General features: G+C 45.3%; 14 protein-coding genes and 1 tRNA gene. 11 read left to right on the plus strand and 4 right to left on the minus strand.

All coding sequences use genetic code 11. The features are described from left to right. Positions 1-100: 100 nt before the first annotated feature. On the minus strand, positions 101-430 hold the full coding sequence (locus QUB30_RS27950; RefSeq protein ID WP_333340465.1) for a DUF2605 domain-containing protein: 330 nt from the start codon (positions 428-430) through the stop codon (positions 101-103). 267 nt (positions 431-697) lie between these two features. Here QUB30_RS27950 and QUB30_RS27955 point away from each other — a divergent pair, with 267 nt between their 5' ends. The 10 genes from QUB30_RS27955 to QUB30_RS28000 all read left to right on the plus strand — a co-directional run bounded on the left by QUB30_RS27955 (position 698) and on the right by QUB30_RS28000 (position 9,972). After that, on the plus strand, positions 698-847 hold the full coding sequence (locus QUB30_RS27955) for a hypothetical protein (RefSeq protein WP_333340467.1): 150 nt from the start codon (positions 698-700) through the stop codon (positions 845-847). Then, positions 840-2,669 (plus strand): threonine--tRNA ligase, encoded by a 1,830-nt coding sequence (gene thrS / locus QUB30_RS27960; protein WP_333340470.1) that lies wholly within the window; start codon positions 840-842, stop codon positions 2,667-2,669. The genes QUB30_RS27955 and thrS overlap by 8 nt, the downstream gene beginning before the upstream one ends. A 143-nt stretch (positions 2,670-2,812) precedes the next feature. After that, positions 2,813-4,594, plus strand: a complete 1,782-nt coding sequence (locus tag QUB30_RS27965; RefSeq protein ID WP_333340473.1) for an AIPR family protein — start codon at positions 2,813-2,815, stop codon at positions 4,592-4,594. An 82-nt stretch (positions 4,595-4,676) separates the two neighbouring features. Further along, positions 4,677-5,465 (plus strand): DUF4058 family protein, encoded by a 789-nt coding sequence (locus QUB30_RS27970; protein ID WP_333340476.1) that lies wholly within the window; start codon positions 4,677-4,679, stop codon positions 5,463-5,465. Positions 5,466-5,668: 203 nt separating this feature from the next. Next, positions 5,669-5,887: a DUF3285 domain-containing protein gene (locus QUB30_RS27975; protein ID WP_333340478.1), complete on the plus strand. Its 219-nt coding sequence runs from the start codon at positions 5,669-5,671 to the stop codon at positions 5,885-5,887. Between the two features lie 206 nt (positions 5,888-6,093). Beyond that, on the plus strand, positions 6,094-6,630 hold the full coding sequence (ybeY, locus tag QUB30_RS27980; RefSeq protein ID WP_333340481.1) for an rRNA maturation RNase YbeY: 537 nt from the start codon (positions 6,094-6,096) through the stop codon (positions 6,628-6,630). A gap of 161 nt (positions 6,631-6,791) precedes the next feature. After that, entirely contained in the window at positions 6,792-7,304 is a 513-nt protein-coding gene (locus QUB30_RS27985; RefSeq protein ID WP_333340484.1) for a diacylglycerol kinase family protein, read from the plus strand. 177 nt (positions 7,305-7,481) lie between these two features. Then, positions 7,482-8,069 carry an aminodeoxychorismate/anthranilate synthase component II gene (locus QUB30_RS27990; RefSeq protein ID WP_333340488.1) on the plus strand — a complete coding sequence of 196 codons (588 nt, stop codon included), beginning with the start codon at positions 7,482-7,484 and terminating at the stop codon, positions 8,067-8,069. A 265-nt stretch (positions 8,070-8,334) separates the two neighbouring features. After that, positions 8,335-9,114: an MBL fold metallo-hydrolase gene (locus tag QUB30_RS27995; RefSeq protein WP_333138268.1), complete on the plus strand. Its 780-nt coding sequence runs from the start codon at positions 8,335-8,337 to the stop codon at positions 9,112-9,114. A gap of 165 nt (positions 9,115-9,279) precedes the next feature. After that, positions 9,280-9,972 (plus strand): fasciclin domain-containing protein, encoded by a 693-nt coding sequence (locus QUB30_RS28000; protein WP_333340491.1) that lies wholly within the window; start codon positions 9,280-9,282, stop codon positions 9,970-9,972. 138 nt (positions 9,973-10,110) lie between these two features. Here the strand turns inward: QUB30_RS28000 and QUB30_RS28005 are convergent, their stop codons facing one another. Both QUB30_RS28005 and QUB30_RS28010 read right to left on the minus strand, forming a co-directional pair. Further along, the gene (locus QUB30_RS28005) at positions 10,111-11,046 is read right to left on the minus strand and encodes a cobalamin-binding protein (RefSeq protein ID WP_333340494.1); all 936 of its coding nucleotides are present in this window, start codon (positions 11,044-11,046) and stop codon (positions 10,111-10,113) included. Between the two features lie 66 nt (positions 11,047-11,112). Further along, positions 11,113-13,803 (minus strand): phospholipid carrier-dependent glycosyltransferase, encoded by a 2,691-nt coding sequence (locus QUB30_RS28010; protein ID WP_333340496.1) that lies wholly within the window; start codon positions 13,801-13,803, stop codon positions 11,113-11,115. A gap of 132 nt (positions 13,804-13,935) precedes the next feature. On the opposite strand from QUB30_RS28010, the gene QUB30_RS28015 reads away from it, so the two are divergent. Next, a tRNA-Phe gene (locus tag QUB30_RS28015) sits at positions 13,936-14,008 on the plus strand. Positions 14,009-14,118: 110 nt separating this feature from the next. On the opposite strand, the gene QUB30_RS28020 is transcribed toward QUB30_RS28015, so the two are convergent. After that, on the minus strand, positions 14,119-14,553 hold the full coding sequence (locus QUB30_RS28020; RefSeq protein WP_333340498.1) for a hypothetical protein: 435 nt from the start codon (positions 14,551-14,553) through the stop codon (positions 14,119-14,121). Positions 14,554-14,614: the final 61 nt, after the last annotated feature.

Below are 14,614 nucleotides of genomic sequence, written 5' to 3' on the forward strand. Positions count from 1 at the left end.
AATAACTTATTAACTGGAAATCTGTTTGAGGTTGTCAAGTGGACCGCGACATTTCCAAAGGTTTGGGATTTGACTGCCAGTTTAACTTGAACTCGCCTTTTTATTTTGCAGGAGGAGCCGACTGCAATGAGCGAAAGCGCGCCGATACTTGCCAGCATTCGGCGAGCAGTCTGTGCCACGGCATCAGTGCTGCGGTTTCAATTGCAACTTGACCTCCGGTTGCTTGAAATAGAGCTTTAGCTGCGCCTACTTCTTGCTGAGCCTGTTTGACTCGCGCCAGCAAGTCAGATTGATCCTCGTCGCTGAGAAAGAGAATTTCCTCAGTTTCTAAGAGCTTTGCCGATCGGTCGAACCAGTAATTGAAATCCTCTAACAGCGGTTCCAGTAACGCTTTGAGCAATTCTGGCTCGGGCAAATTGGAATTAAGCATGGATCAAAATTGGGTTATTTATCTATTATAGTCTTAGACGGTCTTTACAAATTGTAACATATTTTTAACAAACATTCAAGAATTTAACAATAATTAGCAGGTGGGTGTGAATAAATTTAATTGTGTCAGCAGCGATTGTTGAGTCGAAATCCCAAAATTCTGCCAAATTAGTTCGGGATCTCACGGGTGGTTAGAAACCGGGTTTTTTCAGGCAATACTTGGTTACAGCCCACCAAAATAGTAAAAACCCGGTTTCTGAGAGTCGGAGTGCGTCCCCGACTAAACCTCGCAACCATCAGGGCCGTTGCTGTAATTTCCCGGAGTGTCCCCCAGCCGGAAGTCGGCGCTTGCTGTCCCAATCTGAGTAAGATAGAAGCAACTGCAACTAAATTAATTGCTAATTCAGCCGATGTCTAGCTCAGAATCCATGTCCCCTCCAGAAGAGTCCGTTAAGATTGAGTTGCCCCGCACGAGTGAGTCGGAGGCACTAAAAAAAATTCGCCACACCACCTCCCACGTTATGGCGATGGCGGTGCAGAAGTTATTTCCCAAGGCGCAAGTGACCATTGGCCCTTGGATTGAAAACGGTTTCTATTATGACTTTGACACTCCCGAACCTTTTACGGAACAGGATTTAAAAGCCATTAAAAAAGAGATGATCAAAATCATCAACCGTAAATTGCCTGTAATTCGAGAAGAAGTCAGCCGCGAGGAAGCGGAACGCAGAATTAAGGAGATTAATGAACCTTACAAATTAGAAATTTTGGCAGGTTTGATCGAACCAATTACTCTTTACCATTTGGGCGAGGAATGGTGGGATTTGTGCGCGGGGCCTCACTTGGATAATACCAGTGAGTTGAATCCAAAGGCGATCGAGCTAGAAAGCCTAGCAGGCGCTTACTGGCGCGGCGACGAAACCAAAGCTCAATTACAGCGCATTTACGGCACAGCTTGGGAAACTCCCGAACAATTAGCAGCATACAAACACCGCAAAGAAGAAGCGTTAAGGCGCGATCACCGCAAATTAGGCAAAGAATTAGGCTTGTTTATTTTTGCCGATCCGGTGGGCCCCGGTTTGCCTTTGTGGACGCCGAAAGGTACTGTTTTGAGAAGTATTTTAGAAGATTTCTTGAAACAAGAACAAATCAAGCGCGGCTATTTGCAAGTTGTGACTCCCCACATTGCCAGAGTTGATTTGTTCAAAATTTCTGGACACTGGCAGAAATACAAAGAAGATATGTTTCCGCTGATGGCAGAAGATGCAGAAGCGGCAGCAAACGAACAGGGTTTTGTGATGAAACCCATGAACTGCCCTTTCCACATTCAGATTTACAAAAGCGAATTGCGTTCCTATCGCGAACTGCCGATGCGCTTAGCGGAATTCGGCACAGTTTACCGCTACGAACAATCGGGAGAATTGGGCGGTTTAACCAGAGTTCGCGGCTTTACGGTGGATGATTCCCACTTATTTGTGACGCCGGAACAATTGGATGCAGAATTCTTGAATGTGGTGGATTTGATTCTGTCAGTCTTCAAGAGTCTGCAACTGAAGAATTTTAAAGCGCGTTTGAGTTTCCGCGATCCGAATAATTTAGAGAAATACATCGGTTCCGATGAAGCTTGGGAAAAGGCTCAAGGTGCAATCCGCCGCGCGGTGGAAACTTTGGGAATGAATTATTTTGAAGGAATTGGGGAGGCCGCTTTTTACGGGCCGAAACTCGATTTCATTTTCCAAGATGTCTTGGATAGAGAATGGCAATTAGGAACTGTTCAGGTAGATTACAATTTGCCAGAACGTTTTGATTTGGAATACGTTGCTGAAGACGGCACTCGCAAGCGTCCGGTGATGATTCACCGCGCTCCTTTCGGTTCTTTGGAACGCTTGATCGGGATTTTGATCGAGCAGTATGCGGGGGATTTTCCGCTGTGGTTAGCGCCGATTCAGGTGCGGTTGTTGCCTGTCAGCGCGGAGTTTTTGCCGTTTGCGAAGGAAGTTGCGGCGAAGATGAAAATGCTCGGAATGCGCGCTGAAGCTGATGAGAATAGCGAGCGTTTGGGCAAGTTAATTCGCAATGCTGAGAAGGATAAAATTCCGGTGATGGGTGTTGTGGGTGCGAAGGAAGTTGAGGCGAATAGTTTGAATATTCGGACTCGGGCTTCTGGGGAGTTGGGGGCGATTTCGGTTGATGAAGTGATTCGGAGGTTGCAGGGGGCGATTAGTAGTTACGGGGATTTTTAGACATTGCAAAATTCCACCCTGCAATAGTAGACTAATCTATTGTGGGGTGGATATTCTACTTGCTCGCTCAATCCTAAATTTCAAATAAGTTCAAGTAGCGGCACAAGTGTAATTATTCACTTCTAAGGGGAGTTATTCAGAACATGGCTTTTTCATACCAAACTGCCTTTGATGCTCGCACTGATTTAAAAAAGTACAATGAAAATTCTTTAGCTCTTTTTGCATTACAGCTTAGATTTCAAATTGAGGATATTGACACCGTAGCCGCCAGCTCTCTCACAGGAGGACGTGGTGATAAAAAATGCGATTTAATCTATGTGGATAAGGAAGCCGGATATATTATTGTTATACAAGCCTACATGGCTCAAGTTCCTACTAATAAACAAACTGCACCATCTAATAAAGCTTCCGATCTTAACACCGCAGCAGCCTGGCTATTTAATTCTTCTCTAGAGGAGCTACCTGAAGGAATTCGCTCTGCTGCTGGAGAAGTTCGGTCTTCACTAGAAGCAAACCAGATCAGATTCGTGCAGTTCTGGTATGTACACAACTTACCGGAATCAAAAAATGTTAAAGATGAACTTCAAATTGTAGAACAGACAGTTAATAATGTTCTACAAACACAATTTAAAAATTCAGAGGTTGAAAATGTAAGTACCCTAGAATTAGGTCAAAAAACACTAGATGAGTGGTATCGTGCTTTAGAAGCTCCTATCTTAGTTACTGATAAGCTTAATATTCCTATATCAGGAGGCTACAAGATATCTGGCAATGATTGGGAATCCTTTGTAACAGCTATTCCTATTACATGGCTATATGAAGTATTTCAAAACTATTCTGACAATCTATTTTCTGCCAATGTCCGAGGATATCTGGGAAGTAGAAAAAGTGACAACAATATCAATAATGGCATTAAAAGCACTGCCAAGGATGAGCCAAATAATTTTTGGGCTTTTAATAATGGTATCACAGCTTTAGTATCGGAATTTAATTTTAAGGATGCAGAAGCTAACCAATCTCAAGAAGAACGTAGCGCTGATACACTAGAAATTAGCGGAATTTCTATAGTGAATGGAGCGCAGACAACAGGAGCATTGGGTAGTTTAGATACTTCTCCTGACGGTACAGGATATGTACAAGCTAGGTTTGTAAAATGTAATAATATCAGCACGATCAGAAAAATAATTGAATACAACAATAGGCAAAATGTAGTCGAAGCATCTGACTTCCGCAGTAACGATTCAATCCAGCGACGCTTGCGTCAAGAGTTTGACAATATTCCAGATACAACTTATTATGGCGGAAGAAGGGGTGGCCCTGAAGATGTGATCCGCCGTCCGCCTAACTTATTATCATCCGATACAGTGGCTCAAGCTCTGGCAGCATTTCATCAAGATCCGGTAATCGCATATAATAACAAATCAGATATTTGGAGAGTAGATACAATTTACTCGAAATATTTTACCGAACAAACATCAGCAAGGCATATTGTATTTGTCTATTCTTTGCTTCGCAGTGTAGAAGCTAAGAAGCTTCAACTTTTGAACAAGAGTAAAGCTGGCCCTCTATCTAAAGAAGAGTCTCAACAATTGGATTTTTTGCAAAGACGAGGTGCTCACTTCCTACTTTCCTCAGCCATTGCTAATTGTCTCGAAACATTTTTGGACAAACCAGTTCCTAACGCTTTTAGAGTTTATTTTGGCAAACAAGTCTCACCTGAACAAGCGGAGAATTTTTGGGAGCCAATCGTAGAAGTTACTATTCCTTTTTGTAAGCAACTGCTTCCCGCAGTCAAGAAAAGTCTAAATAGTAATGATGATGCAAAAGAGGCAATCAGCGACTTTAAAGCTGTGGTAGAATCAATCAAAAATTATCATGGAGAGCGTTTTCAAGCTTTTGCTAATTGCGTTAATATTCGCTCTTGATTTTATACATAATGACAGGGCTGCCGACTAAAAAGTATTGAAGGATTAAATCTTAAACGATAAATAAACAGGAGTTATATCAATGCCTAATCCATTTCCTGGGATGAATCCATATTTAGAAAATTCTGATTTTTGGCCAGAAGTACATAGTCGTTTGATAGTGGCGATCGCAGATGCTTTGGTGCCTCAACTGGTGCCAAAATATCGAGTTGCTATTGAAAAGCGAATTTATCAAATCAAGGGGGAACAATCTCTTTTAGTCGGAATTCCTGATGTTTCTATCCAGCGCAATGCTACTCCCAGAAATTTAAGTACATCTAATGTGGCTGTCGCCGCACGAACAACCGCGCCTTTAAAAGTGAGATTACCTATGTTTGACGAGGTTAGAGAAGGGTACTTGGAGATTATAGACATAGCAAGTAAGGAAGTTGTGACGGTGATTGAGGTGCTGTCACCTGCTAATAAACGTCCGGGACAAGGGCGGACAATGTATGAGGAAAAGCGGGATAAGGTGTTCGCAAGTCGATCGCACTTACTGGAAATTGACCTGCTGCGAATTTACGAACCTCTGCCAGTTTTGGGTAACGATATTGACGGAAGTTATCGGATCTTGGTGAGTCGGGCCGATTGTCGCCCCACGGCTGATTTGTATTTGTTTAATCTACCGGATGCAATTCCTGCTTTTCCTTTGCCTTTGCGCGGAGGCGATGCTGAACCAATGGTCGATTTACAGGGGTTATTGAATACAGTATACGATCGCGCGGGATATGATTTTACGATCGATTACAGTTGCGATACAGTTCCGCCGCTTTCAGAATCAGATGCTGCTTGGGCGGATGCTTTGTTGCGGGAAAGAGGGTTAAAGGGATAAGGAAAGTAGATTATTTCCGGGGTGTGGGGCGGGTTTATGATAATTTTTGGTGGTTTTTGATGTCGGCGAACCGGCCCCTACAGAAATATAGGGTGGCGAGGCTCGAAAAATTCAAAACACCTACACAAAACGTTACATATTTGTTACTATCGGGGCGAGCCTGTCCTCAGCAGGGCCTCTGTTAACCTTCTAAACTAACCACTATGAGTCAACCTCCCTCAGCAATTCCCGCCTCCGAAGAGTCCGCCGAAAACCAGACAGCGCCGACAAACACTGCACCTCCACCTAGTTATGTCAAGCTGGCGATGCGGAACATGGTTCGCAAGCGGGCGACTTCTCTGTTTCATTTTGCCTTGACAGCGATCGGACTTTTAGGCGTACTCGTCGGTTTGGCTTTTCTCGATCGCTATTTCAATTCTTAATCGAGGATTCCAACAATCAGCCTCTAATTTTTGCTGATGTTTTTGATCTTTCTTAATCGGGAGTTAAGCTGATTGTTCTGCCTGCCTGTTGCAATCTCTAACAGATTACTGTATCTTTCCAGCAACAGCAAAATCCCCTGCCGTTCGATCGCGCAATTGGAATTTGTAAAAAAATTGAATATATCCCTTGACAGGAGAGCAAAAAAATGTTAATAGAGGTGAACGTCGAAGACTGTTACGGGCTCGCCCAGCAGTCAGGCGACGCTTCCAACCTCCCTGAGAGTGCAGCCAGCGGGGAGATTGCAGCCGACACCTGGGAAAATTGGTTTAGCGTTTGGCTGGAAAACCAGGTGGCGGATGTGCCAGCGGCCCCGGGCTACGAAGTCAGTCTGCGTTTAACCGCCGATTCCGAGATGCAAGCCCTCAACCTCCAGTACCGCCAGCTCGATCGACCGACGGATGTACTAGCTTTCGCAGCTTTAGAGGTAGACTGTCCTCAGCTAGAGGAAATGCAGTCATCTGAACCCCTATACTTGGGTGATATCGTCATCTCGATCGATACAGCTAACCGACAAGCTCAGCAGCAAGGACATCCCCTGAAGACCGAACTAGCTTGGCTGGCAGCCCACGGTTTTCTGCATCTTTTGGGCTGGGATCACCCGGATGAAGAAAGTCTGACTCAAATGCTCGATCGACAAGAAACATTGCTGCAGGCGATCGGTCTTGCGATCCAAACAGCATAACTGAAGTTGATGGTGATTTAACAAATCATGTCAAGCCCAACATAACTTTCTGAAATTAAACCAGAACTTTAGTAAAAACTTAGAAAAGTTACCTAGACTTGATGAAGTTAATTTGAAAAGTTTAGCTTTCATTCATCTCTGTAAATTAAAGTTGGTTCTTTATGACACTAGATAGACCCTCAATTTCATCACAAGTCGCACAGTTTCTGCCCATGCCTCAAGACTCTTCTAGCCAGACAGTCCACGAGCCTAAAAAAGCCTTGAAATACAACCGAGAGCTATCCTGGAAAATCGCATCTAGCTTAGCTACGAGTTTTAGATACGCTTGGGGGGGTCTGAGTTATGCTTTTGAAACTCAGCGCAATTTTCGGATTCACACTGTTATTGGCACTTTGGCGATCGGACTCGGCCTATTTTTGCAACTGAAACCTGTAGAAATATCTGTGATCGGCGTCACCATTGGCATAGTTTTAGCAATGGAACTGTTGAATACGGCGATCGAATCCGTGGTAGACTTGACAGTCGGGCAATCTTACCACGAACTAGCCAAAATTGCCAAAGACTGCGGTGCCGGAGCGGTTCTGGTATCGGCAATGGCTGCGATCATCGTCGGTACTGCACTTCTGCTTCCTCCTTTGTGGGCAGTCGTTCAAATTGCGATCGGCCGTCAGTAACTTATTTGGTCCAGAAAATTTTAGGTTTTAGATGACCAATTTGAGATTTTTAGTTTTATTCGTCTATATTGCAGCTATTTTTATCTTCGGCATCTATCTAAAATCTTGAAACCCTTGCTTTCAGGGAGCGAGTTAACCTAAAATCTAAAATCTAAAACCTAAAATCTAACTTAACCCGTGATTATAGTCATCGATAACTACGACAGTTTTACATACAATTTGGTACAGTATCTAGGAGAACTCGGTGCTGAGTTGCCTGTAGCCAGCGAAGTGCAAGTCTACCGCAACGACCAAATTTATTTAGCAGAAATTCGCCGATTGCAGCCTGCCGCAGTGGTGATTTCTCCAGGCCCGGGGCGGCCGGAAGATGCGGGAATTTCTCTGGAATTAATCAAAGAATTGGGGCCGAGTTTACCAATTTTAGGCGTGTGCCTCGGACATCAAAGTATCGGTCAAGTATTCGGCGGCAAAATTGTTTCTGCGCCCGTGTTGATGCACGGCAAAACTTCTCAGGTAGAACACGCAGGAGTCGGAGTTTTTCAGGGCGTGGAATCGCCGATGATTGCAACTCGCTATCACAGTTTAGTAATTGAAAAGCAGAGTTGTCCAGAAGTTTTGGAAATTACCGCTTGGGTTGAAGACGGAACTATTATGGGCGTGCGGCACCGGGAATATCCACACATTGAAGGTGTACAGTTTCACCCGGAAAGTATTTTGACGACTGCGGGAAAGCAATTATTGCGAAATTTTTTAGAAAGACTTTAGTTGAATTTCTCTGAATTTGTAGGGCTCGCTCTCATAGCACCTTACGGTGAGAGTAGGGTACACATTTTCGCACCTGAACCGCCTCAAAAAGGATACAAGCCCCCCACTCCTGTCGTGGTGAACCCCAAATTTTAGACTCCTGTTCGAGATTCCAGATTCAATGCTGCAAGTAAATCTAAAATCTAAAATCTAAAATCTAAAATCGACTGACGGTGTTTTGTGGTATAACAACAAACGACCAACACCCGACAACCCCAACCACAAGATGAAACGGCGACAATTAATACGTTACGCACAGACGGGTTTGCTAGCAGCTTTAGCAACTGGTTTACCATCTGGATGGGAAAGCTATCAAGCTCAAACTGCTGATTCTTTGTCGGTTCAGTGGTTGGGGCACACTTGCTTCTTGTTCGCCGGAGGCGGTGCGAGGGTGCTGGTGAATCCTTTTCGCCCCCTGGGCTGTACGGCAGGCTATCGCTCTCCTAAAGTGCCAACAGATTTGATTCTGATTAGCAGCCGCTTGCTCGATGAAGGGGCGATCGACGGATTTGCGGGCAATCCCGGCCTTTTGTACGAGCCAGGGGCTTACAGGTCTAACGGGCTGCGGATTCAAGGGATTCGGACGGAAAAAGACCGTGAGGGAGGAAGGCGCTTTGGGGTCAATGTGGCTTGGCTGTGGCAGCAAGCGGGCGTTAAGATTTTACACTTGGGCGGAGTTGCTGGCCCGATCGGCATTGAAGAACAAATCTTGATCGGGCGGCCGGATATCCTGCTGATTCCCGTGGGCGGAGGGCCGAAAGCTTACACTCCGGCGGAAGCGAAGCAAACTTTGCAACTTCTCAAACCAAAGATGGTGATTCCGACACATTTCAAAACCCAAGCCGCCGATACTGCGTGCGATTTGGTGCCGCTAGATGAATTCTTGGCGCTGATGGATGGTACGCCGGTGCGCCGATTGAATAATGACACGATTTCGATCAAAGCTGCTGACTTACCCCAAACTGGTTCGGTGATTGAGGTTTTGAGTTACAGATTTAGCGGTTGATGCCCGATTTCTCAGCTTGCGTTATAGTAAGGAAGTTTTGGTCGATCGGGGATTCAAGAGAATTTTCTCTCTATCTTAGCCTCTGGCAACCTTGCCTTTTGTCGAGATTTGGCTAACATAACAATTCATGTTCACTGTTTTATCTCATAAGGAAATGCAAGCGCAATGAAAAATCAAAATTTACCTAGCTGGATGAAACAACTGACAGGTTTCGCAGGAGTAATCGGCGCTAGTGCGTTGATTGGTTTCCCGGCTTGGGCTCACATCACCTCCAGCACCAATGTTGCTAATGCAACTCAAACTCCACAAGTTGCAGGAAACGTAAAAACCACTGCTTCACCGACACCAACTGGCGTTTCACAGGCACAAACTGGCGCTTCACCGGCACCAACTGGCGTTTCACCGGCACCAACTGGCGCTTCACCGGCACCAACTGCCGCTACTAAGGATATTGTTGCTATTGCATCTGGCGACGCTCAATTCAAGACGCTGACGAAGGCTTTGGGAGCAGCAGGTTTGGTGACAACTTTACAAGGAAAAGGTCCTTTCACTGTTTTTGCTCCGACTGACGCGGCATTTGCTGCTTTGCCAAAAGCAACTGTGGATGATTTGCTCAAACCGGCCAACAAAGCCAAACTTACTAAGATTTTAACTTACCACGTTGTTCCTGGTTCGGTTTTATCTACTAGCCTGAAATCCGGCGATGTTAAAAGTGTTGAAGGCACCTCGCTGAAGGTGGCAGTTAGCGCAGGCAAAGTTACTGTCAGCGGCGCTAATGTTGTGAAAGCTGATATCAAAGCTAGCAACGGCGTTATTCACGTAATTGACAAGGTGCTGATACCGGCTGATGCGAAGTAAGACTAGCGGTTTTTGCATCAATTGATGTCAGATTCGGTTAAATGAAGGCGAAGTAAGGACACAACATTGTTGTGTCCTTATTTGTATGGCAGGCAATTCAGAATTAATATAGATCGAGCTTTAGCTAGCTGCAGGTACTTACAAAAAGGGCTGCCAACCCTTACCCCGATAGCCAAAATCGAAGATTTCGGGATGGAGAATTTCTGCTAAAATTTCTAAGGAATCAACCAATCTCGGCCCCGGCCGATTAAAGTAAGAATTGCCGTCAGTTATGTAAACTTTCCCCGTTTTTACTGCTTGCAACTTAGGCCATTCTGCGTATTTAGTTATCTGCATTGCTTCGCTGCGAGTGCGGCTTAAATCAAAGCCGCAAGGCATGAAAATAATTACATCGGGATTAGCTTCTACTAAAGATTCCCATTTTAACCAAGGGGAATGTTCCCCGACAATTCCAAACAGCGAATTGCCTCCCGCCATTGCCACTAATTCGGGAATCCAGTTACCCGCAGCCATCAAAGGTTCAATCCACTCGATGCAGGCTACTTTGGGAAGTTTCTGTTTTGTGGTAAGAATAGATGATGCTTGTGTTTTCGAGGTAATAGCATCGATGCGGGATTGCAAAAGATCGATCGCACTTTTGGCATCTACGCCCAAAGCATCAGCAACTCGCTGAATATCCGTCCAGATTTCTGCTAGCAGATTCGGCTGCAAAGAAATAATTTCTGGCTTGCTATTTACCAGCGTGCTTACCGCTTGTTCAACCTCTGTTAGAGAACAAGCGCAGACTTCACATTGAGCTTGAGTAATAATGTGAGTCGGCTGCAATTTTTCCAAAGTATCTATTTCTACTTTATACACGCTGAGGGCATTTTGCAACAATTCTGTTACGCGGTTGTGAATTTCGCTGCTAGTTCCTTCGGGATTGAATTTAGGCTGAGTGCAAACAGGTAAATTTTGGATTTCTGGGGGATAGTCGCATTCGTGGGAACGGCCCACAATGGCGTCGGTTAATCCTAAAACTGCTACAATTTCGGTGGCACTGGGAATTAGAGAGACAATTCTTGGTTGGTTCATTGGTTTTCTGTTTTTTACCGATTCGGAAGTACAGGCGGGACGCCCGTGCCACAATAAAAGGGATTGTTAAATTTTGAGTTTTTTTAAGTATTGCAAATCTTGCCATGCTTGAATGAGATTACCTTGCATCAGTTCCGCTACACCGTTTAAAACTCTAATTTCCGGTAGATTGGAGTTGAGAGCGAGAGCAGGTTTTAAGGCTGTTTGAGCGGCTTTGGGATGCCAGCCGTACAGGTGTACGAAAGCGAGATAGGCGTAAGCGTAAGGGTTTTTTGAGTCGAGTTGAGTGACTTTTTCTAAGGCGGCGATCGCACTTTTGACATTCTGCTGCAATACTCTAGAAAATGCCAAAGCATAAGCCAATTCTAGATTATTTGGTTCCTGCTGTAACCGATATTCTAACGCTTGTTCTGCTTGCACGGTATAATCTTGAATTGGATCGTACTGATTGATGCGCCCAATCTGCTCAAACACCGGTTCTAAACCGGGCAATCCTTTGGGTAAATTAACCGCCATCGCCCGCAATTGAGTCACCAAATCTAACTCGGGCTTATCTGTATTATCATCGTTTCCAGGCTCTGCCTGAGAACGCATATCCAGAGGCTCTGCCTCGATTTTAACACTAACTGCCGGCACATTAATCGGATAAGTTTCGGCGGTTTTCCGATTTAGATAAGTAGCTTGCAGATTGTAAGTTCCCGGTGCAATATTAGCAGGAGGAAGCATCGCCGTGCGATCGACAACTCGAAACCCCACAGCAAATTTATCCGCTTCCAGCATCCCCGGATGCAAAGTCGCCTGGGCGATCGCGCGATCGTGTAAAATCCTGAAAGTCTGTCCCGGTGGAATATCGCCAGACTGCTGATTTTGCCACGTTACCAACACTAAACCAGACTGCAACTGCTGCCAAGGCCCAGACCAAGTATAAGTAACCGGCAGCGCGACTCCGGGAACTGCTTTTCCAGCGACAGTAACTCCATCTAATTGTACTTGCAATCGCGCTTCATTCAACGGCTGTATTTCGACAGGCTGCACTCGCTTCCGATAAAGATTTAAATTAGTAAAATCTGGCAAAATCCAAGTTTTTTCTAACTGAAATTTATCGCCTTTTTCAATCGCGGTTACGGCTGCATTTTGAGCTTTTTTAATCCGTTCGCGAATCGAACCTTGCGGGCCACTTTTAGTTACGAACCAAGAGAGCGATCGCACATCTTGCGGCACTTGTTTTAAATTCGTTCCCACCTGCCGCCCGTAAACCTGAAAATTAGCCAAAGCACCGTAAAAATTCAAATTATGCTGGTTAATTTCCGGCGTCGAAGGCAACACGCCTAAAGTAGATTGCAAATAAGGTTCCCTATCAATAATTTCTGCAATTACCTCACGGTGCGGCCACTCTTTCCCCAAGTAAGGATAGTTAGAATTGCCGGGACTGATAATTTGGACTAAGCTATGTCCAAAAGCCCCTCCCAGCGGCAAGATATGGAACAGCATCGTCAGAATTGCCAAGCCAATTGTACCCCAGCGAATTTGCCGTCCCCACCGAGAAGGCCACAGCGTTAAACAGTAGGCTAAGAAAATAGATAAAACTGGCAAATAAGGTATCACATATCGGTCGTCTTTGTTGATATTTAGAGAATTAATTAAATAAGCTCCTACCCAGAAAACAGCCAGCCAGCGACAGGAGTTAATATGCAAGATTGACGAACTATCTTGCCGGCGACGCCAATAAAGTATCAATCCTACTAAGGGAATAAGTAACAGGGGCCAAGAAATGTGTTCGGGTAAGTGCTTACCGTAGTAAATCCAAGCGTCGATCGTATTGATGCCCGGATCTCCTTCGGCGATCGCAGAATCCACCGTTGCCCGTTTTCCCCCGGTCAAAATTAACAGCCAATTGGTTTTCGCCCAGGGCCCAAACACCGCCACCGACAGCAACAGAGCACCCGTTAATTGACCTAATCTTCCCCAAGCTTTTTGCCGCACAGCACCCACAGCCAGCCACAAAATCGGGGTAAATAGAAATAATACGGTAGTGTGTTTAACTAATATTGATAAGCCGAGAGAAATTCCAAAGGCGATCGCCCAAAAGAAAGATGACGGGCAGAGGGGGAGAGTGGGGGAGGGGGAGAGGGAGGAAGGGGGAGAGGGGGAGAATTTATACTTTTTATTCGTTCGTTCTTTCAACTGAGTTCTATCGGTTACATCCGTTACATCCGTTACAGAATCAGTTGCCGAACTTCTTCCTTCAGAAGCCTTCCACATTGTCAGACAATAGAAAGCAAAAGTAATCGCCGCAGTGAGGGGATAGTCTAGTAAAAATTGCAAGCGGAACCGATAAAGTCCCGGTAACAAAACGCAAATTGCAGCGGCCCACAAACCGACTTGCCGGTTAAATAATTGGACGCCCAGACTGTAGACTGAGGCGAGGAGAATTGCACTAAATAATAAATGAACGAGGGTTGCCCGATCGACCCCAGTACCGAAAACCCGAAGAAACGGAACCGTTAAGATGTATGCCAAGGGCGGAATTTTCGTCGAAAGCAGCCAGAAGTTTGTCCACCACTCCCCGGAAAACCACTGAGGATGCTGCAACGCCTGCAAGTATTTCAGCGTGCTAGTCAGGTAGTCTGCTTGATCCCACGCCGGGACAGATCGATCGAGGGCAAACCAGAGGCGATCGCTAATTGCCCCCAGCAGCCAAATTATGCCCAAGACAAGCAGACTCTTGCCCTCGCTGTCCCGATGTTGCTGTGCCATTGCGATTCTTGGATTTTAGGTTGCAGCTTTTAGCTTACAGGCGGGGGGTTCCGGGCGATCGAAAATTAATTGAGAAAAGTGCTTGCTAAATTCTGTATGTGTCTGCTAAGATAGTAAAGCGCGAAAAAACAAGCCGGGATAGCTCAGTTGGTAGAGCAGTGGACTGAAAATCCACGTGTCACGAGTTCAAGTCTCGTTCCTGGCATCGCAAAGCCCTCACAAAGTTGAGGGTTTTTTTTGTGTATAAAGTTGAGCCAACAAAATAATCACCAATGGCATCCAAATCTCGGCTTGTTGGAGAGACAAAGCATCGGCTCATCCCTGAACCTCTCGTGCCTTGCGAAACTTTTCCTGCAATTGCTCGATCGCAGTCTCTAACGGGATTCCCTCACCCCGTGATAGTTCCGCCTCCGCTTCCTCCACCGAAGAGCGAACCTCCTCCACCCACTCGCAATAAAGCTTCCGCGTTTGAGTCAAAGTCTGGAGGGCTTTTGTAATCACCTCTTCCGGCGAGCTAAACTGCCCCAGTGCTAATTGTGCTTCGATTAATTTCACCTGCTCAGGACTCAAAGTAATATTCATAAAAATCTCCGGGAGTCTCGCTGACACAAATCCCTTTTCTAAGAATAGCGCTACTTTCTGGGCAGTGCGATCGTCTTGAGGGCCGATCGCTTGAGACCGATCGCCGGCTCTGGGACAATTTAAATTAAGTTGCTGCAATTTACCAACTTTAGAATAGACCTCTTGCAAAAAAGATATATGTTATAATCAGAAGTTTTAAATTTAGCCCCCTAGAGCTAACTCATAATTG

It is taken from the genome of Microcoleus sp. BROC3 (assembly GCF_036702515.1).
GTDB lineage: Bacteria > Cyanobacteriota > Cyanobacteriia > Cyanobacteriales > Microcoleaceae > Microcoleus.

Excerpts from the sequence above, each read along its gene's own strand:
- QUB30_RS28005 (WP_333340494.1), bottom strand. The coding sequence starts at position 11,046 with ATGAACCAACCAAGAATTGTCTCTCTAATTCCCAGTGCCACCGAAATT.
- ybeY (WP_333340481.1), top strand. The coding sequence starts at position 6,094 with ATGTTAATAGAGGTGAACGTCGAAGACTGTTACGGGCTCGCCCAGCAG.
- QUB30_RS27995 (WP_333138268.1), top strand. The coding sequence starts at position 8,335 with ATGAAACGGCGACAATTAATACGTTACGCACAGACGGGTTTGCTAGCA.
- QUB30_RS27970 (WP_333340476.1), top strand. The coding sequence starts at position 4,677 with ATGCCTAATCCATTTCCTGGGATGAATCCATATTTAGAAAATTCTGAT.
- QUB30_RS27950 (WP_333340465.1), bottom strand. The coding sequence starts at position 430 with ATGCTTAATTCCAATTTGCCCGAGCCAGAATTGCTCAAAGCGTTACTG.
- QUB30_RS27975 (WP_333340478.1), top strand. The coding sequence starts at position 5,669 with ATGAGTCAACCTCCCTCAGCAATTCCCGCCTCCGAAGAGTCCGCCGAA.
- thrS (WP_333340470.1), top strand. The coding sequence starts at position 840 with ATGTCTAGCTCAGAATCCATGTCCCCTCCAGAAGAGTCCGTTAAGATT.
- QUB30_RS28010 (WP_333340496.1), bottom strand. The coding sequence starts at position 13,803 with ATGGCACAGCAACATCGGGACAGCGAGGGCAAGAGTCTGCTTGTCTTG.
- QUB30_RS28000 (WP_333340491.1), top strand. The coding sequence starts at position 9,280 with ATGAAAAATCAAAATTTACCTAGCTGGATGAAACAACTGACAGGTTTC.
- QUB30_RS27965 (WP_333340473.1), top strand. The coding sequence starts at position 2,813 with ATGGCTTTTTCATACCAAACTGCCTTTGATGCTCGCACTGATTTAAAA.
- QUB30_RS27985 (WP_333340484.1), top strand. The coding sequence starts at position 6,792 with ATGACACTAGATAGACCCTCAATTTCATCACAAGTCGCACAGTTTCTG.